This is a genomic window from Actinoplanes sp. NPDC051851, from assembly GCF_040681165.1.
Taxonomy (GTDB): Bacteria; Actinomycetota; Actinomycetes; order Mycobacteriales; family Micromonosporaceae; genus Actinoplanes.
In genome coordinates this window covers 1-23,702 of record NZ_JBFAYF010000039.1, presented here as the reverse complement: position 1 = coordinate 23,702, position 23,702 = coordinate 1, and the positions used below count along the sequence as shown (strand labels likewise).

Below are 23,702 nucleotides of genomic sequence, written 5' to 3'. Positions count from 1 at the left end.
ATGAGCCACTTCGATGAGGCGGGTGCGGCTGTCCAGGCCGCGCTCGACGCCGGCGCTCGCTATGCGGACGCGCGGGTCATGGTGCGCCGCACCGAGGCGATGACGGCACGCGACGGCGCCGTCGAGGACCTGAGCTCCGACGAGAGCGCCGGGCTGGGGGTGCGGGCCCTGGTCGGATCGAGCTGGGGCTTCTACGCCGTACCCGACCTGAGCGATGCGGCGGCCCGGGCCGCCGGCGGACGCGCCGCGGAGATCGCCGCCGCCAGCGCGAGCGTGCCCGGACCGCCGGTGGAGCTGGTGCCGGGCGACCCGGTGACGGCGAGCTGGGCCAGCGACTGCGCGGTCGACCCGCTCGCCGTCCCCCTCTCCGACAAGGGTGACCTGCTGGTCCGGGCGACCGCCGCGGCCAAGGAGGCGGGCGCCGACCTGGCCCAGGCGAACTACTCGATCTGGGACACCCGCAAGTGGTTCGTCTCCAGCGAGGGGCACCGGATCGACCAGCACTTCCGGGAGTGCGGCGGCGGGGTCACCGCGACCGCGATCGGCGACGGTGAGACCCAGCGCCGGTCGCTGCCCGGGCAGTACGGCACCCGCGGCTGGGAGCTGATCGACGAGCTCGACCTGGTCGGCAACGCGCCCCGGCTGGCCGAGGAGGCCCGGGCCCTGCTGACCGCCCCGCTCTGCCCGTCCGGCGAGACCACCCTGATCCTCGGCGGCTCACAGCTCGCCCTGCAGATCCACGAGTCGGTCGGGCACGCCATCGAGCTCGACCGGATCCTCGGCTGGGAGGCCGCGTTCGCCGGCACCAGCTGGCTCGACCTGACCCGGCTCGGCTCCCTGAAGTACGGCTCCCCGCTGATGAACATCACCATCGACCCGACCTTCCCCGGCGCCCTCGGCAGCTTCGGCTTCGACGACGAGGGCACCCGCGCCGCCAAGCGGTACGCGGTCCGCGACGGCGTCTGGGTCGGCGTGCTGGCCGGGCGCGACTCGGCCGCCGTGGCCGGGCTGGACTACGCGGGCAGCGTGCGCTCCGAGGGCTGGTCCCGGCTGCCGATGGTCCGGATGACCAACGTCGGACTGGAGCCCGGGCCGCACTCGCTGGAGGAGATCATCGCGGCCACCGACGACGGCGTGCTGATGGACGTCAACCGCTCCTGGTCGATCGACGACCGCCGGCTCAACTTCCAGTTCGGCTGCGAGATCGGCTGGGAGGTCAAGAACGGGAAGCGCGGGCGGATGCTGCGGAACCCGACGTACACCGGGATCGGCCCGAAGTTCTGGGCCTCGATGGACATGCTCTCCTCCGAGGTGGTCGCCTGGGGGATCCCGAACTGCGGCAAGGGCCAGCCCGGCCAGGTCGGGCACACCGGGCACCCGGCGGCGCCGGCCCGGTTCACGAACGTACGGGTGGGGGTGCGGGCATGACCGCCGAGCTGAGCGTCGAACTGCAGCACGCGGTGAAGGTGATCGAGCTGGTCCGGAAGCTGGCCGGCCGGGACGCCGAGGCCGAGGTCACGGTCCGGCACCAGGCGCTGGCGCTGACCCGGTTCGCGAACTCGATGATCCACCAGAACGTGGCCGACGCGACCACCTCGGTCCGGCTCCGGATGCACCTGGACGGCCGGACGGCCACCGGCTCCACGACGGTGACCGGTGTGGACGGTCTCCGGGCGCTGGTCGAGCGGACCATCGCGGCGGCCCGGGTCAGCCCGCCGGACGCCGTCTGGCCCGGCCTGGCCAAGCCGGCCGCGCTGCACATCTCGGCCGGTCACCCCGGTTCCGGGCCGGACTCGGGGCTGAACTTCGGCTTCGACGAGGCGACCGCCCGGGCCACCCCGGCCGAGCGGGCGGCGCGGGTCAGGTCCTTCGTCGAGGCGGCCGGCGGGCTGGAGACCGCGGGCTACTGCCGTACGGTCTACGTCTCCGCGGCCTTCGCGAACACCGCCGGACAGGCCGTCGAGGGGCGGACCGCGGCGGCCGCGATGGACGGCATCGCCCGGGTGGACGGCGCGGACGGGGTGGCCCGGCTCGCCGCGGCCCGGCTGGACGACCTCGACGGCGCGGTGCTCGGCGCCCGGGCGGCGGCCAAGGCCCGCGCCGCCCGCGAGCCGATCGAGTTGCCGCCGGGACAGTACGAAGTGGTCCTGGAGCCGGTCGCGGTCACCGACCTGCTGCAGAACTTCGCGGTCTTCGGGTTCAACGGGAAGGCGTACGCGCAGAAGCAGTCCTTCGCCGAGCTCGGCGCCGCGCAGTTCGACCCGTCGATCACCCTGGTCGACGAGCCGCTGGGCAGCCGGGACGAGCCGGCGCCCGGGCTGCCCTTCGACGACGAGGGCACCCCGGCCCACCCGCTGGTGCTGGTCCGCGAGGGTGTCACCACCGCGGTGGCGCACGACCGGGCCTCGGCCGCCGAGGTGGGCGCGGTCTCCACCGGGCACGCCTCGGCGACGTCGCGCACCTGGGGACCGGCGCCGGGGCACCTGCGGCTGGAGGCGGCGCCGGTGACCGGCGAGCCGCTGCCGGACGACGGGCCGGTGGTCGGGTCGGCCCGCCCGCTGATCGCCCGGATGAAGCGCGGGCTGCTGATCACCGACCTCTGGTACACCCGGGTGCTCGACCCACGGACCCTGGTGATCACCGGGCTGACCCGCAACGGTGTCTGGCTGGTGGAGGACGGCCAGGTCACCCGTCCGGTGGGGAATCTGCGGTTCACCCAGTCGTACCCGCAGGCCCTCGGGCCCGGCCGGGTGCTCGGCGTGGGCAGCGAGTCGGTGCTGCTCCCCGAGTCGTGGAGCGAGATCCAGTACTCCTCACCGGCCCTCCACCTGGCGTCCTGGAACATCACCGGGAACGCCTCGGGATAGATCGACTACACCATCGACGCTGATCGAAGTCGGCCGGGATTGCGATTTTGTGATCCCGGCCGATTCCATTGTCGGCCGTTCGGCGTAACCTGTGCTCCAGATCACCGTCCTAGTGAGCCACCGCCAGGGGGATGAGACTTTGAGCACGACGGCAACGAAGCCGCGGGCGTCGATCGCGGCCAGGACACTGCGGACGGACCGGTGGTGGCTCGCACCGCTGATCACGGTCGTGGGCCTGGGCGCCTGGGTCACCTACGCGACCGTCCGGGTCTTCCTGCACCGCGACTTCTACGTCGCGGACTACCACTACCTGACCCCGTTCTACTCGCCCTGCATCACCGACCGGTGCGGCGAGGCGGCCGAGTTCGGCGCTCCCCTGCCGAGCTTCTGGCTGATTCCGGAGGCGGCGTTCACCCTGCCGTTCCTGCTGCTCTTCCGGCTGACGTGCTACTACTACCGGAAGGCGTACTACCGGGCCTTCTGGCTCTCGCCCCCGGCCTGCGCGGTCCCCGACGGCCACCAGCGCTACTCCGGCGAGACCCGCTTCCCGCTGATCTTCCAGAACGCCCACCGGTACGCGTTCTACGCGGCCGCGATCATCTCCGTGATCAACACCTGGGACGCGGTACGGGCACAGCAGACCGGCCTCGGCCTGGGCAACCTGATCCTCTGGGCGAACGTGATCATGCTCTGGGCGTACACGCTCTCCTGCCACTCCTGCCGGCACATCGCGGGCGGGCGGCTCAAGCACTTCTCGAAGCACCCGGTGCGGTATCGCTTCTGGACGTTCGTGTCGAAGCTCAACACCCGGCACATGCAGCTGGCCTGGATCACGCTCGGCACCCTGGCGCTGACCGATTTCTACATCATGGCGGTCTCGGCCGGCTGGTTCTCCGACCTGCGATTCATCGGCTGAGAGGCGACGAGCACATGACCACGACTCCCCCGGAGCGCCACCTCTACGACGTCGTCGTGATCGGCGCGGGCGGTGCCGGGCTGCGCGCCGCGATCGAGGCCCGGCTGGCCGGCAAGAAGACCGCGATCATCTCCAAGTCGCTCTTCGGCAAGGCGCACACGGTGATGGCCGAGGGCGGCGCCGCCGCGGCGATGGGCAACGTGAACTCCCGCGACAACTGGATGGTGCACTACCGGGACACCATGCGGGGCGGCAAGTTCCTCAACAACTTCCGGATGGCCGAGCTGCACGCCAAGGAGGCCCCGGAACGCATCTGGGAGCTGGAGACGTACGGTGCGCTCTTCGACCGTACGAAAGACGGAAAGATCTCCCAGCGGAACTTCGGCGGCCATGAGTACCCGCGACTGGCCCACGTCGGCGACCGGACCGGTCTGGAGCTGATCCGCACCCTGCAACAGAAGATCGTCTCGCTGCAGCAGGAGGACTTCACCGAGACCGGCAGCTACGACTCGCGGATCAAGGTCTTCCAGGAGACCACGATCACCGAGCTGCTGCTCGACGGCGACCGGGTGGCCGGCGCGTTCGGCTACTACCGCGAGTCCGGCGAGTTCCTGCTCTTCGAGGCGCCCGCCGTGGTGCTCGCGACCGGCGGCGTCGGCCGCAGCTACAAGGTCACCTCGAACTCCTGGGAGTACACCGGCGACGGGCACGCGCTCGCCCTGCGCGCCGGCGCCACCCTGATCAACATGGAGTTCCTGCAGTTCCACCCGACCGGCATGGTCTGGCCGCCGAGCGTGAAGGGCATCCTGGTCACCGAGTCGGTCCGGGGCGACGGCGGCGTGCTGCGCAACTCCGAGCAGCGGCGGTTCATGTTCGACTACGTCCCCGACGTCTTCCGCAAGCAGTACGCGGAGACCGAGGAGGAGGCCGACCGCTGGTACACCGACCCGGACGACAACCGCCGCCCGCCGGAGCTGCTCCCCCGCGACGAGGTGGCCCGGGCCATCAACAGCGAGGTCAAGGCGGGTCGCGGCAGCCCGGCCGGCGGCGTCTTCCTGGACATCGCGTCGCGCCTGCCGGCCGACCAGATCATCCGGCGGCTCCCGTCGATGCACCACCAGTTCAAGGAGCTGGCCGACGTCGACATCACCAAGGAGCCGATGGAGGTCGGGCCGACCTGCCACTACGTGATGGGCGGCGTCGAGGTCGACCCGGACACCGCGGCGGCGTTCGGCACGGTCGCCGGGCTCTTCGCGGCCGGCGAGGTCTCCGGCGGGATGCACGGCTCCAACCGGCTCGGCGGGAACTCCCTCTCCGACCTGCTGGTCTTCGGCAAACGGGCCGGGGAGCACGCCTCGGCGTACGTCGACGCGCTCCCGAAGCGCCCCAAGGTCTCCCGGGTCGACGTGGCCGCGGCGACCGAGGTGGCGCTCGCCCCGCTGGTCCGGACGGACGGGGAGAACCCGTACACCCTGCAGCAGGACCTGCAGGCGGTGATGGGCGACCTGGTCGGCATCATCCGCCGCGAGGGCGAACTGGCCGACGCCCTGAAGCGCCTGCAACAGCTCCGGCTCCGGGTGGCGAACGTGGCGGTCGGCGGCGGCCGGAAGTACAACCCCGGCTGGCACCTCGCCCTCGACCTGCGCAACATGCTGGTCGTCTCGGAGTGCACGGCGAAGGCCGCGCTGGAGCGCGAGGAGTCGCGCGGCGGCCACACCCGGGAGGACTTCCCGGCGATGAGCGCCGAGTGGCGCCGGATCAACCTGGTCTGCTCGATCGACGAGACCGGCGAGGTGCACCTGGAGCGCAAGCCGGTGCCGACCATGCGGCCCGAGCTGCTCGACCTGTTCGAACGCGGTGAGCTGGCCAAGTACATGACCGACGAGGAGCTGGGGGAAGAGTGAAGCGCCACTTCCGTGTCTGGCGGGGCGACTCGTCCGGCGGCGACCTGCAGGAGTTCGACGTCGAGGTGAACGACGGCGAGGTCGTCCTCGACATCATCCATCGCCTGCAGGCCACCGAGACCCCCGACCTGGCCTGCCGCTGGAACTGCAAGGCCGGCAAGTGCGGGTCCTGCTCCATGGAGATCAACGGGAAGCCGCGGCTGGGCTGCATGACCCGGATGTCCACGTTCACCGAGGACGAGACGGTCACCATCACGCCGCTGCGCACCTTCCCGGTGATCCGCGACCTGGTCACCGACGTCACCTTCAACTACGAGAAGGCCCGGGAGACCCCGGCGTTCTCCCCGCCGGCCGGGGTCGCCCCCGGCGCGTACCGGATGCAGCAGGTCGATGTGGAGCGCAGCCAGGAGTTCCGCAAGTGCATCGAGTGCTACCTCTGCCAGAACACCTGCCACGTGGTCCGCGACCACGAGGAGAACAAGGAGGCGTTCTCCGGCCCGCGGTTCTTCATCCGCGCCGCCGAGCTCGACATGCACCCGCTGGACGCCCGGGGTGATCGCAAGGAGTACGCCCAGCAGAGCCAGGGCCTGGGCTTCTGCAACATCACCAAGTGCTGCACCGAGGTCTGCCCGGAACACATCAAGATCACCGACAACGCCATCATCCCGATGAAGGAGCGCGTCGTAGACCGTCGATACGATCCCCTCGTCCGGCTGGGTCGCAAGATCTTCCGCCGCGACCAACTGGAGTCCGCCGACACCACCGACCTCCCCGCGCAGCGCCAGTCGTCGCGCACCTTCGAGACCCCGCACGGCGGCCGCCTCCCCGAGGGCCCGCCGGTCGGCCCGGACGGCCGCCTCGAGATCGCCGAGCTGGCCGCACCGCTCCAGGGTGGGCTCTCCCCGTTCGGCGAGGACATCAGCCTCCCGCTCCCGCCCGAACGCGTCTCCTACCACCACCCCGACCCGGAGGCGCGCTGATCGCCCGCTCGCCCGGGCGGGCGTCACGTTAGATTCGGCCGCATGCCGTCGCTGACCACGCCCGCCCTGGCCACCGGGACGCTCGCCGCCCTCCTCCAGCCCGAGATCACCGGGGACGGCGTCCTGCTCCGGCCCTGGCGGGAGGCCGACCATCCGGCCGTGGTCACGGCGTACGCCGACCCGGCCGTGCAGCGCTGGCACTGCCGCTCGATGACCGCCGCCGAGGCCCTGGACTGGATCGGCGCGTGGCCCGCCCACTGGCGGGCCGAGTCCCGCGCGAGCTGGGCCGTCACGCTCCCGTCCGACGGCGGCACGGTGGCCGGGCAGATCGGCCTCCGCGGCATCGCCCTGGCCGAGGGCCTGGCCGCCATCTCCTACTGGGTCCTCCCGGCACACCGCGGCAACCGGATCGCGCCGCGCGCCCTGGCCGCCCTGACCACGTGGTCCTTCACCACGCTGGGCCTGCACCGTCTGGAGCTGCACCACTCGACGGCCAACCTGCCGTCCTGCCGCGTCGCGGAACACGCGGGTTACCGGGCCGAGGGCGTCAGGCGCTCCTCCGCCCGCCACACCGACGGCTGGCACGACATGCACACCCACGCCCGCCTGCCCACCGACTGACTTCCGCCGAGCGGATCGGCGTCGTTCAGCCACCATCTGCCGTGGCGGGTGCGGACGGCTCGGCGGGGTGGGTGGTGCGCCACTGGTCGAGGCCGTCGAGGATGCGGTCGAGGCCGAAGGCGAAGGTGGCCTCCATGATGGAGTTCGGGTCGGGGCCGGCCGGGCCGTTCTCCCGGCGCCACCGGTCGTAGACCGGGTACTCGGCACCGACCTTGCTCAGGTAGGGCTCCAGCTCGCCGACCATCTCGGCGGGGGTCAGGCCGGCGCGCTGGGCGGAGTGGTGGAACGCCGCCTCCGTGGTCGCGGAACCGATGGCGTGCGAGCTGAGCAGGCTGCCGACGTACGAGACGGACATGCCGGAGAATCCCGCGTGGGTGAGCAGGGCGACGCACCGGTCGCCCAGCCTCATCGCGTTGGGGCCGAACGTGGGGCGGGTGCCGAGCAGGCCGAGCACCCACGGGTGACGGACCAGGGCCGCGCGCATGCTGGTGGCGTAGACCGAGGCGCCGGTACGCCAGGATGTGTCGCCCGCCTCGGGGACGTAGATCTCGGCCATCACCTCGTCGATCGCGAGCTCGAGCAGGTCGTCCTTGGTGGCGACGTACCAGTAGAGCGAGGTGGCGCCGGAGCCGAGGCTGGTGCCGAGCTTGCGCATGCTCAGGCCGGCCAGGCCCTCGGCGTCGAGCAGTGCGATCGCGGCGCGGACGATCTGCTCGCGGCTCAGCGTGGGCTGCTCCCCCCGGGCCACGCGGGGCGGACGGGTCCAGACCGAGTCGGTGAAGTCGGGCATGCCGTCATCCTATCGATCCTCGAACACTGTACGAGCCTAATGGTACGGTGTTCGACGTCATAGAACACCGTACGAGAGAAGGCTCTAAATGTCTGAGCGCAACCCTCGTCGCTGGCTGATCCTCGGCGTGCTGTGCCTGAGCCTGCTCGTGGTCGTCATCGACAACATGGTGCTCACCATCGCGATCCCGGCGCTGATCCGCGATCTGGGCGCGAGCACCGCCGAGATCCAGTGGATCATCGACGCCTACATCCTGGTCTTCGCCGGCCTGCTGCTGACCGCGGGCGGCCTCTCCGACCGGCACGGGCGACGGCTCGGCCTGGTCATCGGCCTGGTCGTCTTCGGTGGTGCGTCGGCGCTCGCCACCGTCTGCCAGACGCCCGGCCAGCTGATCGCGGTCCGCGGGCTGATGGGCGTCGGCGCCGCGTTCCTGATGCCCGGCACGCTCTCCCTGCTCACCACGGTCTTCGACGACGACGAGCGGAAGAAGGCGTTCGCGATCTGGAGCTCGGTGCTGATGCTCGGCGCACTCGGGGGTCCCAGCCTCGGCGGACTCCTGCTGGAGCACTTCTGGTGGGGCTCGGTCTTCCTGCTGAACATCCCGATCGCGGCCCTCGGGGTGATCGCCGCGATCGCGATCATCCCGGAGTCGAGCGGCCCGGCCGGACGCCCCGACCTGATCGGCGCGATCTCCTCGACGGCGGGCATGGCCGCGCTGGTGTGGGGCGTGATCTCGGCAGCCAAGGAGGGCTGGGGATCGGCGCAGACCGTCGGCGGGTTCGCGGTCGGCGCGGCCGCACTCGCCGGGTTCGCCCTCTGGGAGCGGCACACCGACGCGCCGATGCTGCCGCTCGCACTCTTCCGCAACCGCGACTTCGCCGGCGCGAGCCTCTCGATCGTCCTCCTCTCGTTCTCGGCGGGCGGCATGCTGCTCGCCCTGACCCAACACCTTCAATTCGTTCTCGGGTACGAACCACTGCGAGCCGGTACCGCGTTCATTCCGATGATCGTGAGCGGGATGCTGTTCAACGGCGTCGGCGTCGTGGTCGACAAGCGGTTCGGGGCTCGGGTGGCCCTCGCGGCCGGGCTGCTCGTGATGGGCGCCGGGTTCGGGGTGCTCGCCACGATCGGGCCGGGCGACGGGTACCTGAAGCTGGCGGTCGCCATGGCGATCATGGGGGCGGGCAGCGGCACCGCCGGACCGGCGGCGTACGGGACGATGCTCGGCGCGCTGCCGCCGGAGCGGGCCGGGGTCGGATCGGCGGTCAACGACACGGTCCAGCAGCTGGGGTCGGCACTCAGCGTGGCCGTGCTCGGGTCCGTGCTGACCACGGCGTACCGCGGGGCGATGGACGGGGTGCCCGCACCCGCGCGCGACTCGATCGGCGAGGCGCTGCGGATCGCCGGGGCGACCGGCGACCCGGGACTGGCCGACCGGGCCCGGGACGCGTTCGTGGACGCGGTCGCCGCGATCGCGCTCCTCGGCCTGGTCGGCGGGGTGGCCGCGGCGCTCGTCGCGGCCCTCACACTGCGGCCGAAATCGGCATCCACCGGGGCTGACAGCGAATCGAACATGGGTACTAACATTGCGGCATGAGCAGCGCTTATCAGCCCTCGATGCTCGACCTGATGGCGGGTCCGGCTGGCGCCTACACGCCGCTGGCCGGGCTCACCCGGCACGGCCTCACCGCGGGCGCCTGGGTCGACGTGCTGCCCGGCTGGCTGCGAGGATCGGACGCGGTCTTCGAGGCCCTGCTCGGCATCGACTGGCGGGCCGAGCGCCGGCGGATGTATGACGACGTCGTCGACGTGCCCCGGCTGCTGCGCTGGTTCGGCGCGCAGGAGCGGCTGCCGCATCCGGCGCTGACCGAGGGCCGGGCCGCGCTGAACGCGCACTACGCGGACGAGCTCGGCGAGGAGTTCGTCACCGCCGGCATGTGCCTGTACCGCGACGGCCGGGACAGCGTCGCCTGGCACGGCGACACGCTCGGCCGATCGGCCACCGAGGACACCATGGTGGCGATCCTCTCCCTCGGCTCGCCCCGCCACCTGGTGCTGCGTCCCCGGGCCGACGACCACGAGACGCTGCGGTTCCCCCTCGGCCACGGCGACCTGATCGTGATGGGCGGCTCCTGCCAGCGCACCTGGGAGCACGCGATCCCGAAGACGACACGCGCGGTCGGCCCACGGGTCAGCGTCCAGTTCCGCCCGAGAGGGGTCGCCTGACGAGGATTCACCGCGCCCGCCCGGCCCGCGGGCCGCAGCACTCAGCCCGTCACGTGCGGCTACTGCATGCGGCTACGCGTGGCCGGGTGGCCCGGTGGCCGGGTGGCCGGGTGTTCACCGGGGGTGAGTCAGGTGCTCCTGGTCGGCGGTGATGCGGGCGATCAAGCGGATGGCGGAGACCGCGGCGACGATGTAGGCGGCCACGATCAGGAGGGAGTAGGGGTCGCCGGGGCTGTAGCCGGTGTCGATGTCGTAGCGGTCCAGTACGAGCGTGGCCGTCCAGCTCACGGCCCAGACGGCGAAGAGGCCCGGGCCGTGGTCACGGGACTGGCGATCGACCTCGCGGAACACGAGGGGGGCGAGGACCAGACCGGCGATCGGGATGAACCAGGAGCCGATCGTCCAGCCGGGGCGCCACCTCATCGGGTGGCCGGTGCGCCACAGGTTGGTGGAGGCGCGGTGCAGCCAGACGATGAAGCAGACGCCGGTGAAGATCAGCAACGCGAACGTGGCGAGCGCGGACACGACGAGCGGGCCGCTGCCGAAGCGGTCGGCGAACGGCGCCAGCACGAGTGCGACGACCAGGTTGGCGATGTAGAGCCCCAGACCGATCGTGGCCAGCCGCGCCGGGTCCTGCAGTGGCCGCACCGGGGACATGCCGGCGTACTGGGCCGGCTGGAGCGGGGCATACGGGGATCCGGGGTACGGCGATCCGGGGGCGCCCGGGTACGGCGGCGCGGGGTACGGGGACTGGGGCGCACCCGGGTACGGCGTCGCGGCGTAGGGCGGCTGCGACGGGTCCGGATACGGCGGCGCGGGATATCCGGGCTGAGACGCACCGGGCTGGGGCGCACCCGGATAGGGCGTCGCGGCATAGGGAGACGGGTCCGGGTAGGCGGACACCTGGGGCGCGTTCGGGTCGGCCGGCGCGGACTGCGGCGGGGTGTAGGCCTCCGGCGGGAACGCCGTCGGCGGCACGGCCGGGGACGACGGCGCGGGCGAGGGCGCGGCCGGTGAGGACGCCGCCGCCGGCGAGGGCGCGGCCGGTGAGGACGGGGCCGGTGAGGACGGGGCGGCCGGTGAACTCGGTGAGTCGGTCGAGGTCGGGGGGAGGGAGGGGGCCAGCGGGTCCGGCGGGAGCATCGGGGCGGCCGAGAGCGGGTCGGTGGTGGACCACGGATCCGCGGGTGGGGGCAGGCCGGGTGTCAGCGGGTCGTTCGGGGACTGCTCGCCGGGATGGGACGGGTGATCAGTCATCGAGTCCTCGCTGTGTCGGTGGTGCCGGGAGACCGGGCCGTCGGGAGCACGGTCGACTACCGCATGGTAGCCAGCCTGGACAAGGCGCTGACGTGCGGTTTTCTCCAGAGGCGCACATCCGGTGCCCGGGTGGGAGCACGCGGGCCGTCGCTTCAGGTAACGGCGGTGTTGCAAGTAGTTGACGCGGGCGGAGAGAAAGTTACACTCCTAGTGTAAATAGTTGACCATCACGCTCCACACTGGACACTCTGCGTCCGAACGAGGCGGTCATGTCGACGATTTCTCCTGCTCATGAACTTGTGTTGGATCACATAACGGTTCGATTCGGTGGGCTCACGGCGCTGGACGACGTCTCCCTGCGGGTGCCGGAAGGGCGCGTCGTCGGGGTCATCGGGCCGAACGGGGCGGGCAAGACCACGCTCTTCAACGTCGTCTGCGGCTTCGTCGCGCCGGGCTCGGGGACGCTGACGCTGGACGGCCGGACCTGGCGGCCCCGGCCACATCACCTCAACCGGCTCGGCATCGCGCGCACCCTGCAGGGCGTCGGCCAGTTCAACGGCCTCACCGTCCTGGAGAACGTGCTGGTCGGCGCCCGGAATTCACGAAACGCCGGCGCCCGGAATTCACGAGACGCCGGCGCCCGGGATTCACGAGACGCCGGCGCCGGGGATTCGCGGAGAGCCGGCGGCGAGAAGGGGCTGAGGCAGGACGCCCTGGCGGCCCTGCAGCGCTGCGGCGTCGCCGACTACGCGCACGCGCACCCCGGCACCCTCCCGTACGCGATCCGGAAGCGGGTCGAGCTGGCCCGCGCGCTGGTCGCGAACCCCCGGATCCTGATGCTCGACGAGCCGGCCGGCGGGCTGGACGCGGGCGAGATCTCCTGGCTGGCAGACCTGATCCGGGAGGCCGGCACCACGGTCCTGCTGGTCGAGCATCACATGGATCTGGTCATGTCGGTCTGCGACGAGATCCTGGTCCTCGACTTCGGCAGGCCGATCGCGTACGGCACGCCGGCCGAGATCAGCGCCGACGAGAAGGTCACCGAGGCCTACCTGGGAGCTGCGGCATGACGGGGAAGCTGCTCACGGTGGAGGGGCTGACCGCCGGATACGGGGCCGCGCCGGTACTCCACGACGTGGATCTCACCGTCCATCAGGGAGAGATCGTCGCGGTGCTCGGCGCGAACGGAGCGGGCAAGACCACCCTCCTGCGTACGCTCTCCGGCCTGGTCACGGCGACCGCCGGCCGGATCGCGCTGGACGGCCAGGACCTGCGTGGCGTCCGGGTCGAGCGGATGGTGCACCGCGGGATCGCGCACGTCCCCGAGGGCCGCGGCGTGGTCACCGAGCTCACCGTCGACGAGAACCTGCGGCTCGGCGGGCTCTGGCGCCGCGACCGCGCCGACGCACGACGGGCGCTCGACGAGGTCTACCAGCTCTTCCCGGTGCTGGCCCAGCGCCGGGACGGTGCCGGGCACCAGCTCTCCGGCGGTGAGCGTCAGATGCTGGCGCTGGGCCGCGCGCTGGTCGGCCGACCGCGGCTGCTACTGCTCGACGAGCCGTCGCTGGGTCTGGCGCCGCGGATCACCGCGCAGATCCTGGCGCTCCTGCGTGACCTGCGCGACCGCACCGGGCTCGCCGTCCTGCTGGTCGAGCAGAACGTGCGCAGCGCGCTCTCCGTCGCCGACCGGGGCGTCGTCCTCTCGCTCGGCCACGTGGTCACCCGGAACACCGCGGCCGACCTGCGGGACGACACCGCTCTCCGGCACGCCTACCTGGGCTTCTAAAGGAGAGAAGAGATGGACAGATTCCTCTTTCTGACCTTTGACGGGCTCAGCCGGGGTGCCGTGTACGCGGCGTTCGCACTGGCGCTCGTGCTGATCTGGCGGGCGGCACGCATCGTCAACTTCGCCCAGGGAGCGATGGCCGTCGCCGCCCTCTACGTCGCGTACGCGGTCACCCAGGCCACCGGCTCCTACTGGCTCGGTTTCGCGGCCGCGCTCGGTGCCGGGCTGCTCCTCGGTGTGCTGGTGGAGCGGGTGGTGATGCGTTTCGTCGACCATTCCACACCGCTGAACGGGGTGGTCGTGGCGCTCGGACTGGTGCTGATCCTGCAGGGCGTTCTCGGCATCCTCTACGGCAACGAGTACCGCCCGGTCGCGACGCCGTTCCGCCGGGACGCCTTCGAGGTCGGCGGGGTCGCCCTGCTCAGCCGCTACGACGTCTTCGTCTTCGCGGCGGTGGGCACGGTCGTCGTCCTCCTCACCCTTCTCTTCACCCGTACGGCGGTGGGCCTGCGGATGCGGGCGGCGGCGTTCGCCCCGGACGTCTCGCGCCTGCTCGGTGTGCCGGTCGGCGGCATGCTGACGCTCGGCTGGGCGCTGGCGGCGGCGGTGGGCGCCCTGGCCGGGATGCTCGTGGTCCCGACCGAGCTGGGCCTGCACCCGACGGCGATGGACGTGGTCTTCGTGTCCGCGTTCACCGCCGCGGTGGTGGGTGGCCTGGACAGCCCGGTCGGCGCGGTGACCGGCGGGCTGATCGTCGGCCTCCTCCTCTCCTATGTCAGCGGCTATCTGGGCGCGACGGTCGCCCCGATGGCGGTTCTCCTGTTGCTGGTCGTGGTGCTTCTCGGGCGCCCGGGCGGGCTCTTCTCCGGAACGAGGGCGAGGGTGGCATGACCGACATGCGAGAGCGGGCTCCGGGCGTACGGGAGAAGGGTGAAAAGGAAGCGGAGAGCCGGAGGCGCCTTCCGTTGCCGGTGTGGCTGATCGGCGGCGTGGTCCTGATCCTGGTGCTGAGCCATGCGCTGCCGCCGTTCCGGAACTACCAGCTCGCCACGATCGGGGCCTATTTCACGGTGACGGCCGGGCTGACCGTCCTGACCGGACTGAACGGGCAGCTGTCGCTGGGACACGGCGCGCTGATGGCGACCGGCGCCTACGGGTTCGCGCTCGCCCAGAACAGGTGGCTGAGCCTGCCGCTCAGCGTCCTCGCCGCGGTCCTGGCGACCACCCTCGCCGGGCTGGTGATCGGGCTGGCCGCGGCCCGGCTGCGCGGACCCTACCTGGCCGGGCTGACGCTCGCCGTGGCCGTCGTGGTGCCCTCGGTGACCAGCACCTTCCACGAGACGTTCAACAGCGACATGGGCCTGTCGGTGGCGCTCGACCCGCCGCCCGGCGACATCCCGATGGAGCGCTGGCAGGCCTGGTTCTGCTGGGCGGGCGCGCTGCTCACCGCGTTCCTGCTGGCCCTGCTGGTCCGGGGCCGGTTCGGGCGGGATCTGCGCGCGGTCCGCGACGACGAGACCGCTGCCCGGCTGGCCGGCGTGCACGTGGCCCGCGTCCAGGTCCAGGCGTTCGTGGTGAGCGCCGCCTGCGCGGGGCTGGCCGGCGCCCTCTTCGCGGTGCTCGCCCAGAGCGTCTCGCCGGGCGCCTTCCCGCTGACCCTCTCGCTCTTCCTGGTGATGGCGATCGTGATCGGCGGGCTGGGCCGGCTGGGCGGCGCGCTCTGGGGCGCCCTGCTGCTGGTGCTGCTCCCCGCGCTGGCGCAGTCCGCCGGGGAGCGGGCCGGTTCGCAGCGCCTGGAGGGGAACCTCGCGCTCGTGGTCTTCGGCGTGGTGCTCGTCGTCGTCATGCTCGCCGCCCCGGGCGGCCTCGCATCAATCCGATTCAGATCACTCAGGAGGAAGAGATGAGACGCACCGCAGCGAGCTTCCTCGCTGTCCTTGTGGTGGCCGCCGGGTGTTCGGAGAGCGGCGGCTCCGCGCAGGAGGTCCCCGGCGTGACCGACGGCGAGGTCGTCGTCGGGACACACATGCCGCTGACCGGACCGGCCGCGGCCGGGTACTCCAAGATCGCACCGGCCACCGAGGCCTACTTCGACTTCGTCAACGCGAACGGCGGGGTCAACGGCCGGAAGATCACTTACAAGGTCAAGGACGACGGGTACAACCCGGCCACCACCCAGCAGGTGGTGCGCGAGCTGGTGCTCCAGGACAAGGTCTTCGCGATCCTGAACGGCCTGGGCACCCCGACCCACTCCGGCGTCCTCGACTTCCTCAAGACCAACAGGGTGCCGGACCTCTTCGTGGCCAGCGGCAGCCGCAGCTGGAACCAGGCGGAGAAGTACCCCGGGACGTTCGGCTTCAACCCCGACTACACGGTCGAGGGCAAGATCCTCGGCACGTACGTCAAGGAGAACCTGGCCGGGAAGAAGGTCTGCTTCCTCGGCCAGGACGACGACTTCGGGCAGGACAGCCTCGCCGGGCTGGAGAAGGTGGTCGGCGCGGTGGCGGCCAAGCAGACGTACGTGACCAGCAATCCGAACGTGGCACCGCAGATGGGCGCGCTCAAGGCCGCGGCCTGCGAGGTCGTCGTGCTCGCCACGATTCCCGGATTCACCGCGCTCTCGATCGGCACGGCCGCGAAGATCGGGTTCAAGCCACAGTTCGTGGTCAGCAACGTGGGCGCCGACCCGACCACCGTCGGCGAGGCGCTCGGCGACGCGTCGCCGCTGCTGGAGGGCGTGGTCTCGGCGAACTACCTGCCGATCAACACGGATACCGCGAACCCGTGGATCCAGCTCTTCACCAGGGTCAACAACGAGTACAACGGCGGCGCGGAGTTCGACAACAACGTGGTCTACGGGATGGCGGTGGCGTACCTGTTCGTGCAGTCGCTGCTGGCCGCGGGGAAGGACCTGACCCGGGACGGGCTCGTGGCGGCGGTGGAGAAGAACGGATTCTCCGGTCCGGGTCTGGTCCCGGCCCGCTTCTCCGGCCAGGATCATTCGGGGTACGGCGGAGAACAGCTCACCAAGGTCGAGGGCGGCAAGGCGGTGTACTTCGGTACGGCGTACACCACCGACGACGGCGACGGGGCGGTTCAGCCGTACACCGGGCAACCCGCGACACCGCCGCAGAACGGCATCCCGGCGGCGTAGTATCCGCACTCTGAGTGCAAGTTACTAGGAGGTAATGCGATGGCGGACCAAGTGGCGATCGTGACCGGGGCAAGCCGGGGAATCGGGTTCGCCATCGCGCAACGCTTCGTGTCCCAGGGCGTGAAGGTCGCGATCACCGGACGGGACGCGGACGCGCTGGCGGCCGCGGTGAAGGAGCTGGGCGGCTCCGGCGTCGCGCTCGGCATCGCCGGCAAGGGCGACAACGCCGAGCACCGGGCCGCCGTGGTCGACGCGGTCCGGGACACGTTCGGGCCGATCACCACGCTGGTCAACAACATCGGGATCAACCCGGCGTACGGCCCGCTGGCGACGCTGGACCTGAACGCCGCCCGCAAGATGGCCGAGGTCAACCTGATCGGCACGCTCGGCTGGGTGCAGGAGGCGCTCCGCGGCGGCCTCGCCGAGAACGGCGGCTCGGTCGTCAACATCTCCTCGGTCTCCGGCGTACGCCCGGCACCCGGCATCGCGTTCTACGGCACCACCAAGGCCGCGCTGATCCACCTCACCGAGGAGCTCGCCGTCGAGCTGGCCCCGCGGATCCGGGTCAACGCGGTCGCCCCGGCCGTGGTGAAGACCCGCTTCGCCGCCGCGCTCTTCGAGGGCCGGGAGGAGCAGGTCACCGCGACGTACCCGCTGAAGCGGCTGGGCGCGCCGGAGGACGTGGCCGGCACGGTCGCCTTCCTCTGCTCGCCGGACGCCTCCTGGATCACCGGCCAGACCATCGTGCTGGACGGCGGCGTCACGCTGACCGGGGTGGTCGAGTGAAGCGTGTCGTCGTCACCGGCGCCGGCGGCGGGATCGGGGCCGCGCTGGCCCGGCGGTTCGCGGCCGACGGCGCCCGGGTCGTGGTCAGCGACATCGACCCGCAGCGGGCCGAGGCGGTCGCCGCGGAGATCGGCGGGCTCGCCGTCGCCGCCGACGTCTCCGCCGAGGGGGACGTCGTCCACCTGGTGGAGAGGAGCGAGGACCTGCTCGGCGGGATCGACCTGTTCTGCTCGAACGCGGGCGTCCTCACCCCCGGCGACGAGAACACCCCGGACGAGCTGTGGCAGCGCGACTTCGGGGTGAACGTGATGTCCCACGTGCACGTCACCCGCGCGCTGCTGCCCACCTGGCTGGACGCCGGGACGCCGAAGCGGCTGCTGCTCACGGTCAGCGCGGCCGGGCTGCTCACCCTACTGGGCAGCGCGAGCTACTCGGTCACCAAGCACGCGGCGCTGGCGTACGCGGAATGGCTGCGCGCCACCTACGCGCACCGGGGTCTCGTGGTGCAGGCACTCTGCCCGCAGGGCGTCCGCACCGACATGCTGACCGGCGGGAACGCCCGGGGCAGCGGCAGCGCGGCGCTGCTCGCCGAGGGCGCGCTGGAGCCGGCGGCGGTGGCCGACGTGGTCGCCGGGGCGCTGGAGGGGAACGAGTTCCTGATCCTGCCGCACCCGGAAGTGAGGGACTACTACGCCTTGCGCGCGACCGAGCCGGATCGTTGGCTGGGTGGCATGAACAAGATGCAGCGCGGCTTCGAGGCGAAGAGATGAAGGGCCTCGATCTAGCGGCCCTCCAGGCCTATCTGGACAGTCCTCCGCTGACCGGCACGATGTTCGCGGGCGGGCGGTCGAATCTGACGTACGCGGTGACCGACGGGACGAACCGCTGGGTGCTGCGGCGCCCGCCGCTCGGCCACGTGCTGCCGACGGCCCATGACATGGCCCGCGAGCATCGGGTGCTGTCCGCCCTCTCCCAGGCCGGTTTCCCGGTGCCCGCGCCGGTGTTGCTCTGCCCGGAGAGCGAGGTCATCGGCGCCCCGTTCTATCTCATGGAGCACGTCGACGGGACGATCTATCGTGACGCGGCCCAGCTGGCACAAGTCGATCTTCGCGAGTTGACGCTCACGCTCGTCGACACCCTGGCCGACCTGCATGCCCTCGACCCCGAGAAGATCGGGCTGGGCGACTTCGGCAAGCCGGAGGGCTTCAACGCCCGCCAGGTACGCCGGTGGAAGCAGCAGCTGGACGCGTCCCGCAGCCGCGAGCTCTCCGGCATCGAGGAGCTGCACGCCCGGCTCGCCACCGACATCCCCGCCGGCGGGCCGGGCGCCGTGGTGCACGGCGACTTCCGCCTGGACAACGTGCTCATCGGCGACGGCCTCGACGTGCGGGCGGTGCTCGACTGGGAGATGTCGACGCTCGGCGACCCGCTCAGCGACCTCGCCCTGATGCTCGTCTACGTGGGCCGCCCGCTGCTCGTCCGGGACGGGCAGCCGATCGCCCCGGCCGACCTGCCCGGCCACCCCTCGCTCGACGAGATGGCCGCCCGGTACGCCGCGCGCAGCGGCCGCGACGTCGGCGACTTGCACTGGTACATCGGCTTCGCCGCGTTCAAGCTCGCCGTCATCCTCGAAGGCGTGCACTACCGCTTCACCAAGGGTCAGACCGTCGGCGCCGGATTCGACACCGTGGGCGCGATGGTGCCCGCACTCATCGAGCAGGGCCACCGAGCGCTGGAGGGACACTGATGGACTTCGAGTACGACGCCAAGACCGAGGACTACCGCAAGCGCCTGCTCGCCTTCATGGACGAGCACGTGTATCCCGCCGAGACGGGCTTCCACGCCGAGCACGAGGGCTGGGAACCGCCCGCGGCGCTGAAGGGCCTCCAGGAGAAGGCGAAAGAGGCCGGGCTCTGGAACCTCTTCCTCCCCGGCGAGCACGGCGCGGGCCTGACCAACCTCCAGTACGCCCCGCTCGCCGAGATCACCGGCCGCAGCCCGGCGATCGCCCCGGCCGCGCTGAACTGCGCCGCCCCGGACACCGGCAACATGGAGGTGCTCGCCGAGTTCGGCACCCCCGAGCAGCGAGAACGCTGGCTGACACCGCTGCTGGCCGGTGAGATCCGGTCCGCGTTCGCGATGACCGAGCCGCAGGTCGCCTCCTCGGACGCCACCAACATCGGCACCCGGATCGAACGGGACGGCGACGAGTACGTCATCAACGGCCGCAAGTTCTACATCACCGGCGCGATGAACCCGAACTGCCGGATCTTCATCGTGATGGGCAAGACCGACCCGGACTCCGACCGGCACGTCCAGCAGAGCCAGATCCTGGTGCCGCGGGACACCCCGGGCCTCACCGTGAAGCGCGGCATGACCGTCTTCGGCTACACCGACGGCGATCACGGCGGCCACGCCGAGCTGCTCTTCGAGAACGTCCGGGTGCCCGTCGCGAACCTGATCGGCGTCGAGGGCGGCGGCTTCGCGATCTCGCAGGCCCGGCTCGGCCCCGGCCGGATCCACCACTGCATGCGGCTGATCGGGATGGCCGAGCGGGCCCTGGAGCTGATGTGCACCCGGGCGCTGGTCCGGACGCCGTTCGGTAAGCCCCTCGCCGAGCAGGGCGTGATCCAGGACTGGATCGCCGAGTCCCGGGTCCGGATCGAGCAGGCCCGGCTGCTGGTGCTCAAGGCCGCCTGGCTGATGGACACGGTCGGCAACCGGGGCGCGCACACCGAGATCCAGGCCATCAAGATCGTGGTGCCGTCCACCGTGGAGTGGATCGTCGACAAGGCGATCCAGGCGCACGGCGCGGCCGGGGTCGGTCAGGACACGCCGCTCGCCGCGCTCTGGGCCTCCGCGCGTACGCTACGACTGGCCGACGGACCCGACGAGGTCCACAAGCGATCACTCGCCCGCCGCGAGCTCAACCGCTACCGGAGCCGCCCGTGACCACACCGCCGCGCGTCGACGGCCGCACCGCACGGTCCGAACGGACCCGCAACGCGATCGTCGACGCCCACCTGCGGTTGATCAACGAGGGCGATCTGCGCCCCACCGCCGACCGGATCGCCAAGCTGGCCGGCGTCTCGCTCCGCGCGCTCTGGAGCCATTTCGCCGACATGGAAGCCCTGATGGCGGCGAGTGGCCAGCGCGTACTGGAGCAGCGGGACGCGTCGTACCGGCCGATCGCCCCGGACGCGCCGCTGGCCGAGCGGATCGACGCGTTCTGCGCCCAGCGGGCCCGTCTCCTGGAGGAGATCGGGCCCGCCGCCCGGGCGTCCGCGCTCAAGGAGCCCTTCTCCTCGGGGCTGCAGCGCTATCGCCGGCTGCACGTCGCCCGGGTCCGCGAGGAGCTGACCACCGCCTTCCCCGGCGAGCTCGGGGCGGACGGGCGCCTGCTCGACGCGCTGACCGCGATCAGTCTCTGGCCGACCTGGGCGACCTGGCGCGAGGCGATGGACCTCCCGGTCGAGGAGGCCCGCGCCGCGCTCACCCGTGCCGTGACGGCTCTCTTCGCCACTGCCTGAGACCCTTTTCGGGTACGCCCGGGGCGCGGTGGGCGTACATCGGCAAAGGTTGTCGGATAGGCGGTGGTGAGCGCCCGCGACGGATGTCATGGTGCCGGGATGGGGGAGATTCCGGAACTGCTCGAACGCGCGGCGCAACTGTCCGCATTGGACGAGGCGGCCGGCGCGGTCCGGTCCGGCGGCGGTGGACGGCTGATCCTGATCAGCGGCGAGGCCGGAGCGGGCAAGACCGCCCTGATCCGACGATTCCGGGCCGATCACCCCCGTCTGCTGCGGGGCGCCTGCGATCCGCTCTTCACCCCGCGACCGCTCGGCGCGCTGATCGATCTGGCCCAGCAGAGCGACGGATTGCTCGGTGAGCTGGCCTCTTCCGCCGGACGGTCGCCGGCGACGCCCGTCGCCTGGGCGCAGGCGATCGCGCGGACCGCGCGGGACTCACCGGGGCTGATCCTGGTGCTGGAGGACCTGCACTGGGCCGACGAGGCGACGCTGGACGTGCTGAGCCTGCTCGGGCGGCGGATCGACACGTTCCCGGCCCTGGTGATCGCCACCTACCGCAGCGACGAACTGGACCGCGGCCATCCGCTGCGGCGCGTGCTCGGCGCGCTCGGCGGACCGGCACGGCGGCTGACCCTGGCGCCGCTCTCCGCCGCCGCGGTCCGCGAGCTGGCCGGGCCGCACGGGCCGGATCCGGACGTGCTGCACGCCGTGACCGGCGGCAACCCGTTCTTCGTCACCGAGGCGCTGGCCAGCGACGACGCCGTGCCCGCGACGGTCCGCGACGCCGTGCTGGCCCGGGTCGCCCGGCTCGGCCCGGACGCGGCCGCCGTGCTCGACGCGGTCTCGGTCGCCCCGCCGTACGTCGAGATCAAGCTGCTGGAGGCGCTCGCGCCGGACGGCCCGCCCCTGTCGAACGGCCTGCCCTCCCCGAACAGCCTGTCCTCCTCGAACAGCCCGCCCTCTCCGAACAGCCCGCCCTCCCCGAACAGCCCGCCCTCTCCGAACAGCCTGGACGAGGCGCTGCGGGCCGGGATGCTGGAGAGCGTGCCCGGCGGTGTCGCGTTCCGGCACGAGCTGGCCCGGCTCGCCGTCGAGGAGTCGCTGAGCCCGCACCGCCGCCTCGCCCTGCACCGCGACGTGCTGCGCGCGCTGCTCGGCGGCGAGCACCCGGAGCCGAGCCGGGTCGCGCACCACGCCGAGGCAGCCGGGGACACCGCCGCCGTGCTCGCCTGGGCCCCGGCCGCCGCCGGGCAGGCCGCCGCCAGCGGTGCGCACCGGGAGGCCGCCGCCCAGTACGCCCGCGCCCTCCGCTTCGCCGCGGGGCTCTCCCCGGCGTCCCGGGCCGAGCTGCTGGAACGCCGCTCGTACGAGTGCTACCTGACCGAGCAGACCCCGGACGCGATCACCGCGCTGCGCGAGGCGATCCGGCACCGCCGCGCGATCGGTGACCGGCTCGGCGAGGGGGCCGCCCACGCCACGCTCGCCCGCTGTCTCTGGTGCGGCGGCTACCCGGACGACGCCGCGGCGGCCGGACGGGAGGCGCTGCGCCTGCTGGACGGGCTGCCGGCCGGGCCCGAGCTGGCCGTCGCGTACACCAGCCAGGCGTCGATCCAGCTCAACATCGAGGAGTACGCCGCCACCCTGGAGCTGGGCGAGGTGGCGATACGCCTCGGCGAGGAGCACGGGGTGCCCGAGGTGGTGGCGCACAGCCTCAACAACATCGGCACCATGCGGCTGCTCGCCGGGGAACCCGAGGGGATCGGGCACCTGGAGCGCAGCCTCGCCCTGGCCGAGCGGGAGGGGCTGGCCGAGCACGTGGGGCGGGCGTACCTGCACGCGGGGTGGGCGATGACCCGGGCCCGGGCGTACCACCTCGCCCCCTGGCTGGACCGGGGCGTCACCGCCTGCGAGGACCTGGGGCTGGACGGGTGGACGCACTACGTGCTCGCGTACCGGGCCCGCTACCACCTGGACCAGGGCCGCTGGGCGGAGGCCGAGGCCGACGCCCGGTACGTGCTGGACACCGTCGGCGACGTACCCCTGCTCCGGGTCCTCGCGCTCTCCGTCCTGGGCCTGATCCACGCCCGCCTGGGCCGCGCCGACCCGTGGCCGCTACTGGACGAGGCCCACGCCCTCACCTCCGGCCGCGCCGAACTGCAGTACCTCGCCCCGGTCGCCACCGCGCGCGCCGAGGCGTCCTGGCTCTCCGGCGCCCCGGTCGGCGACGTGCTCCGGCAGACCTGGGACGTCGCTCTCCGGCGGCGGGCCGCCTGGCTGCTCGGGGAGATGGCCTGGCTGGAGCGGCTCGCCGGCGCCGAGCCCCCGGTCGTGGAGATCCCGCTGCCGGAGCCGTACGCCCTGCAGTGGGGCGGGGAGGTCGAGGCCGCCGCCGAACGCTGGCGGCTCCGGGGCTGCGGGTACGACGCCGCGCTCGCCCTGGCCGGCGCGCCGGACGAGGCCGGGCTGCGGGCCGCGCTCGCCGGATTCCAGCGGCTCGGCGCCCGCCCGGCCGCCACGATCGTCACCCGGCGGCTGCGGGCGCTCGGCGTACGGGACATCCCGCGGGGTCCGCAGCGCTGGACCCGGGGCAACCCGGCCGAGCTGACCCGGCGCGAGGTGGAGGTGCTCACCCTGATCCAGCAGGGTCTCTCCAACGTGGAGATCGCCGGAAAGCTCTTCCTCTCCACGAAGACCGTGCACCACCACGTCTCCGCCATCCTGCGCAAGCTCGGCGTGACCCGCCGCGGCCAGGCCGCCGCCGAGGCGGCCCGCCGCGGCCTCACCGCCGGCTGATCGCTCCCGGTCCTGGCTGGCGCGCAGGGGTGTCTGACGCGGAGCGAGACACCCCTCAGCACCAGCCAGGACCGTGGGCCGCGCTACGGCCT

21 protein-coding genes are annotated in these 23,702 nt (G+C 72.2%); 19 read left to right on the top strand and 2 right to left on the bottom strand.

Features of this window, described 5'->3' with window-relative positions:
- The 6 genes from AB0M08_RS30850 (at nt 1) to AB0M08_RS30825 (ending at nt 7,288) form a co-directional block, all read left to right on the top strand.
- The gene (locus AB0M08_RS30850) at nt 1-1,428 is read left to right on the top strand and encodes a TldD/PmbA family protein (protein ID WP_364500761.1); all 1,428 of its coding nucleotides are present in this window, start codon (nt 1-3) and stop codon (nt 1,426-1,428) included.
- A complete protein-coding gene (locus tag AB0M08_RS30845) occupies nt 1,425-2,867 on the top strand; it encodes a metallopeptidase TldD-related protein (RefSeq protein WP_364500758.1) in 1,443 nt (480 codons plus the stop codon). The genes AB0M08_RS30850 and AB0M08_RS30845 overlap by 4 nt, the downstream gene beginning before the upstream one ends.
- 139 nt (nt 2,868-3,006) lie before the next feature.
- Entirely contained in the window at nt 3,007-3,783 is a 777-nt protein-coding gene (locus AB0M08_RS30840; protein ID WP_364500755.1) for a hypothetical protein, read from the top strand.
- A gap of 14 nt (nt 3,784-3,797) precedes the next feature.
- Entirely contained in the window at nt 3,798-5,687 is a 1,890-nt protein-coding gene (locus AB0M08_RS30835; protein ID WP_364500753.1) for a fumarate reductase/succinate dehydrogenase flavoprotein subunit, read from the top strand.
- Complete coding sequence (locus AB0M08_RS30830; RefSeq protein ID WP_364500750.1) at nt 5,684-6,667, top strand: succinate dehydrogenase/fumarate reductase iron-sulfur subunit; 984 nt, start codon at nt 5,684-5,686, stop codon at nt 6,665-6,667. The genes AB0M08_RS30835 and AB0M08_RS30830 overlap by 4 nt, the downstream gene beginning before the upstream one ends.
- Before the next feature lie 42 nt (nt 6,668-6,709).
- Entirely contained in the window at nt 6,710-7,288 is a 579-nt protein-coding gene (locus AB0M08_RS30825; protein WP_364500747.1) for a GNAT family N-acetyltransferase, read from the top strand.
- 25 nt (nt 7,289-7,313) lie between these two features.
- Here AB0M08_RS30825 and AB0M08_RS30820 read toward each other — a convergent pair whose 3' ends face one another.
- Complete coding sequence (locus AB0M08_RS30820) at nt 7,314-8,078, bottom strand: TetR/AcrR family transcriptional regulator (protein ID WP_364500744.1); 765 nt, start codon at nt 8,076-8,078, stop codon at nt 7,314-7,316.
- An 88-nt stretch (nt 8,079-8,166) separates the two neighbouring features.
- On the opposite strand from AB0M08_RS30820, the gene AB0M08_RS30815 reads away from it, so the two are divergent.
- Together AB0M08_RS30815 and AB0M08_RS30810 are read left to right on the top strand one after the other, a co-directional pair.
- Complete coding sequence (locus tag AB0M08_RS30815; RefSeq protein ID WP_364500741.1) at nt 8,167-9,675, top strand: MFS transporter; 1,509 nt, start codon at nt 8,167-8,169, stop codon at nt 9,673-9,675.
- Entirely contained in the window at nt 9,672-10,304 is a 633-nt protein-coding gene (locus AB0M08_RS30810; RefSeq protein ID WP_364500738.1) for an alpha-ketoglutarate-dependent dioxygenase AlkB, read from the top strand. Before AB0M08_RS30815 ends, AB0M08_RS30810 begins: the two co-directional genes overlap by 4 nt.
- A gap of 114 nt (nt 10,305-10,418) precedes the next feature.
- On the opposite strand, the gene AB0M08_RS30805 is transcribed toward AB0M08_RS30810, so the two are convergent.
- Nucleotides 10,419-11,561 carry a DUF4328 domain-containing protein gene (locus tag AB0M08_RS30805; RefSeq protein ID WP_364500736.1) on the bottom strand — a complete coding sequence of 381 codons (1,143 nt, stop codon included), beginning with the start codon at nt 11,559-11,561 and terminating at the stop codon, nt 10,419-10,421.
- A gap of 269 nt (nt 11,562-11,830) precedes the next feature.
- Between AB0M08_RS30805 and AB0M08_RS30800 the strand changes: the two genes are divergently transcribed.
- The 11 genes from AB0M08_RS30800 to AB0M08_RS30750 all read left to right on the top strand — a co-directional run bounded on the left by AB0M08_RS30800 (nt 11,831) and on the right by AB0M08_RS30750 (nt 23,610).
- Nucleotides 11,831-12,631 carry an ABC transporter ATP-binding protein gene (locus AB0M08_RS30800; RefSeq protein ID WP_364500734.1) on the top strand — a complete coding sequence of 267 codons (801 nt, stop codon included), beginning with the start codon at nt 11,831-11,833 and terminating at the stop codon, nt 12,629-12,631.
- Nucleotides 12,628-13,347, top strand: a complete 720-nt coding sequence (locus tag AB0M08_RS30795; protein WP_364500732.1) for an ABC transporter ATP-binding protein — start codon at nt 12,628-12,630, stop codon at nt 13,345-13,347. Before AB0M08_RS30800 ends, AB0M08_RS30795 begins: the two co-directional genes overlap by 4 nt.
- A gap of 12 nt (nt 13,348-13,359) precedes the next feature.
- Nucleotides 13,360-14,238, top strand: a complete 879-nt coding sequence (locus tag AB0M08_RS30790) for a branched-chain amino acid ABC transporter permease (protein ID WP_364500729.1) — start codon at nt 13,360-13,362, stop codon at nt 14,236-14,238.
- Nucleotides 14,235-15,254, top strand: coding sequence for a branched-chain amino acid ABC transporter permease (locus tag AB0M08_RS30785; RefSeq protein WP_364500726.1), 1,020 nt, complete (start codon nt 14,235-14,237; stop codon nt 15,252-15,254). The genes AB0M08_RS30790 and AB0M08_RS30785 overlap by 4 nt, the downstream gene beginning before the upstream one ends.
- Nucleotides 15,251-16,501, top strand: a complete 1,251-nt coding sequence (locus AB0M08_RS30780; RefSeq protein ID WP_364500723.1) for an ABC transporter substrate-binding protein — start codon at nt 15,251-15,253, stop codon at nt 16,499-16,501. Before AB0M08_RS30785 ends, AB0M08_RS30780 begins: the two co-directional genes overlap by 4 nt.
- Before the next feature lie 39 nt (nt 16,502-16,540).
- Nucleotides 16,541-17,287 (top strand): SDR family oxidoreductase, encoded by a 747-nt coding sequence (locus tag AB0M08_RS30775; protein WP_364500720.1) that lies wholly within the window; start codon nt 16,541-16,543, stop codon nt 17,285-17,287.
- Entirely contained in the window at nt 17,284-18,057 is a 774-nt protein-coding gene (locus tag AB0M08_RS30770; RefSeq protein ID WP_364500717.1) for an SDR family oxidoreductase, read from the top strand. The genes AB0M08_RS30775 and AB0M08_RS30770 overlap by 4 nt, the downstream gene beginning before the upstream one ends.
- Nucleotides 18,054-19,034 (top strand): phosphotransferase family protein, encoded by a 981-nt coding sequence (locus AB0M08_RS30765; RefSeq protein ID WP_364500714.1) that lies wholly within the window; start codon nt 18,054-18,056, stop codon nt 19,032-19,034. The genes AB0M08_RS30770 and AB0M08_RS30765 overlap by 4 nt, the downstream gene beginning before the upstream one ends.
- On the top strand, nt 19,034-20,239 hold the full coding sequence (locus tag AB0M08_RS30760) for an acyl-CoA dehydrogenase family protein (RefSeq protein ID WP_364500711.1): 1,206 nt from the start codon (nt 19,034-19,036) through the stop codon (nt 20,237-20,239). The genes AB0M08_RS30765 and AB0M08_RS30760 overlap by 1 nt, the downstream gene beginning before the upstream one ends.
- Nucleotides 20,236-20,817 carry a TetR family transcriptional regulator gene (locus AB0M08_RS30755; RefSeq protein WP_364500709.1) on the top strand — a complete coding sequence of 194 codons (582 nt, stop codon included), beginning with the start codon at nt 20,236-20,238 and terminating at the stop codon, nt 20,815-20,817. The genes AB0M08_RS30760 and AB0M08_RS30755 overlap by 4 nt, the downstream gene beginning before the upstream one ends.
- Nucleotides 20,818-20,916: 99 nt before the next feature.
- A complete protein-coding gene (locus AB0M08_RS30750; RefSeq protein ID WP_364500706.1) occupies nt 20,917-23,610 on the top strand; it encodes an AAA family ATPase in 2,694 nt (897 codons plus the stop codon).
- The last annotated feature ends 92 nt before the right edge of the window (nt 23,611-23,702 follow it).

Excerpts from the sequence above, each read along its gene's own strand:
- AB0M08_RS30825 (WP_364500747.1), top strand. The coding sequence starts at position 6,710 with ATGCCGTCGCTGACCACGCCCGCCCTGGCCACCGGGACGCTCGCCGCC.
- AB0M08_RS30790 (WP_364500729.1), top strand. The coding sequence starts at position 13,360 with ATGGACAGATTCCTCTTTCTGACCTTTGACGGGCTCAGCCGGGGTGCC.
- AB0M08_RS30845 (WP_364500758.1), top strand. The coding sequence starts at position 1,425 with ATGACCGCCGAGCTGAGCGTCGAACTGCAGCACGCGGTGAAGGTGATC.
- AB0M08_RS30785 (WP_364500726.1), top strand. The coding sequence starts at position 14,235 with ATGACCGACATGCGAGAGCGGGCTCCGGGCGTACGGGAGAAGGGTGAA.
- AB0M08_RS30765 (WP_364500714.1), top strand. The coding sequence starts at position 18,054 with ATGAAGGGCCTCGATCTAGCGGCCCTCCAGGCCTATCTGGACAGTCCT.
- AB0M08_RS30800 (WP_364500734.1), top strand. The coding sequence starts at position 11,831 with ATGTCGACGATTTCTCCTGCTCATGAACTTGTGTTGGATCACATAACG.
- AB0M08_RS30850 (WP_364500761.1), top strand. The coding sequence starts at position 1 with ATGAGCCACTTCGATGAGGCGGGTGCGGCTGTCCAGGCCGCGCTCGAC.
- AB0M08_RS30820 (WP_364500744.1), bottom strand. The coding sequence starts at position 8,078 with ATGCCCGACTTCACCGACTCGGTCTGGACCCGTCCGCCCCGCGTGGCC.
- AB0M08_RS30815 (WP_364500741.1), top strand. The coding sequence starts at position 8,167 with ATGTCTGAGCGCAACCCTCGTCGCTGGCTGATCCTCGGCGTGCTGTGC.
- AB0M08_RS30805 (WP_364500736.1), bottom strand. The coding sequence starts at position 11,561 with ATGACTGATCACCCGTCCCATCCCGGCGAGCAGTCCCCGAACGACCCG.
- AB0M08_RS30750 (WP_364500706.1), top strand. The coding sequence starts at position 20,917 with ATGGGGGAGATTCCGGAACTGCTCGAACGCGCGGCGCAACTGTCCGCA.
- AB0M08_RS30775 (WP_364500720.1), top strand. The coding sequence starts at position 16,541 with ATGGCGGACCAAGTGGCGATCGTGACCGGGGCAAGCCGGGGAATCGGG.
- AB0M08_RS30760 (WP_364500711.1), top strand. The coding sequence starts at position 19,034 with ATGGACTTCGAGTACGACGCCAAGACCGAGGACTACCGCAAGCGCCTG.
- AB0M08_RS30780 (WP_364500723.1), top strand. The coding sequence starts at position 15,251 with ATGAGACGCACCGCAGCGAGCTTCCTCGCTGTCCTTGTGGTGGCCGCC.
- AB0M08_RS30795 (WP_364500732.1), top strand. The coding sequence starts at position 12,628 with ATGACGGGGAAGCTGCTCACGGTGGAGGGGCTGACCGCCGGATACGGG.
- AB0M08_RS30810 (WP_364500738.1), top strand. The coding sequence starts at position 9,672 with ATGAGCAGCGCTTATCAGCCCTCGATGCTCGACCTGATGGCGGGTCCG.
- AB0M08_RS30835 (WP_364500753.1), top strand. The coding sequence starts at position 3,798 with ATGACCACGACTCCCCCGGAGCGCCACCTCTACGACGTCGTCGTGATC.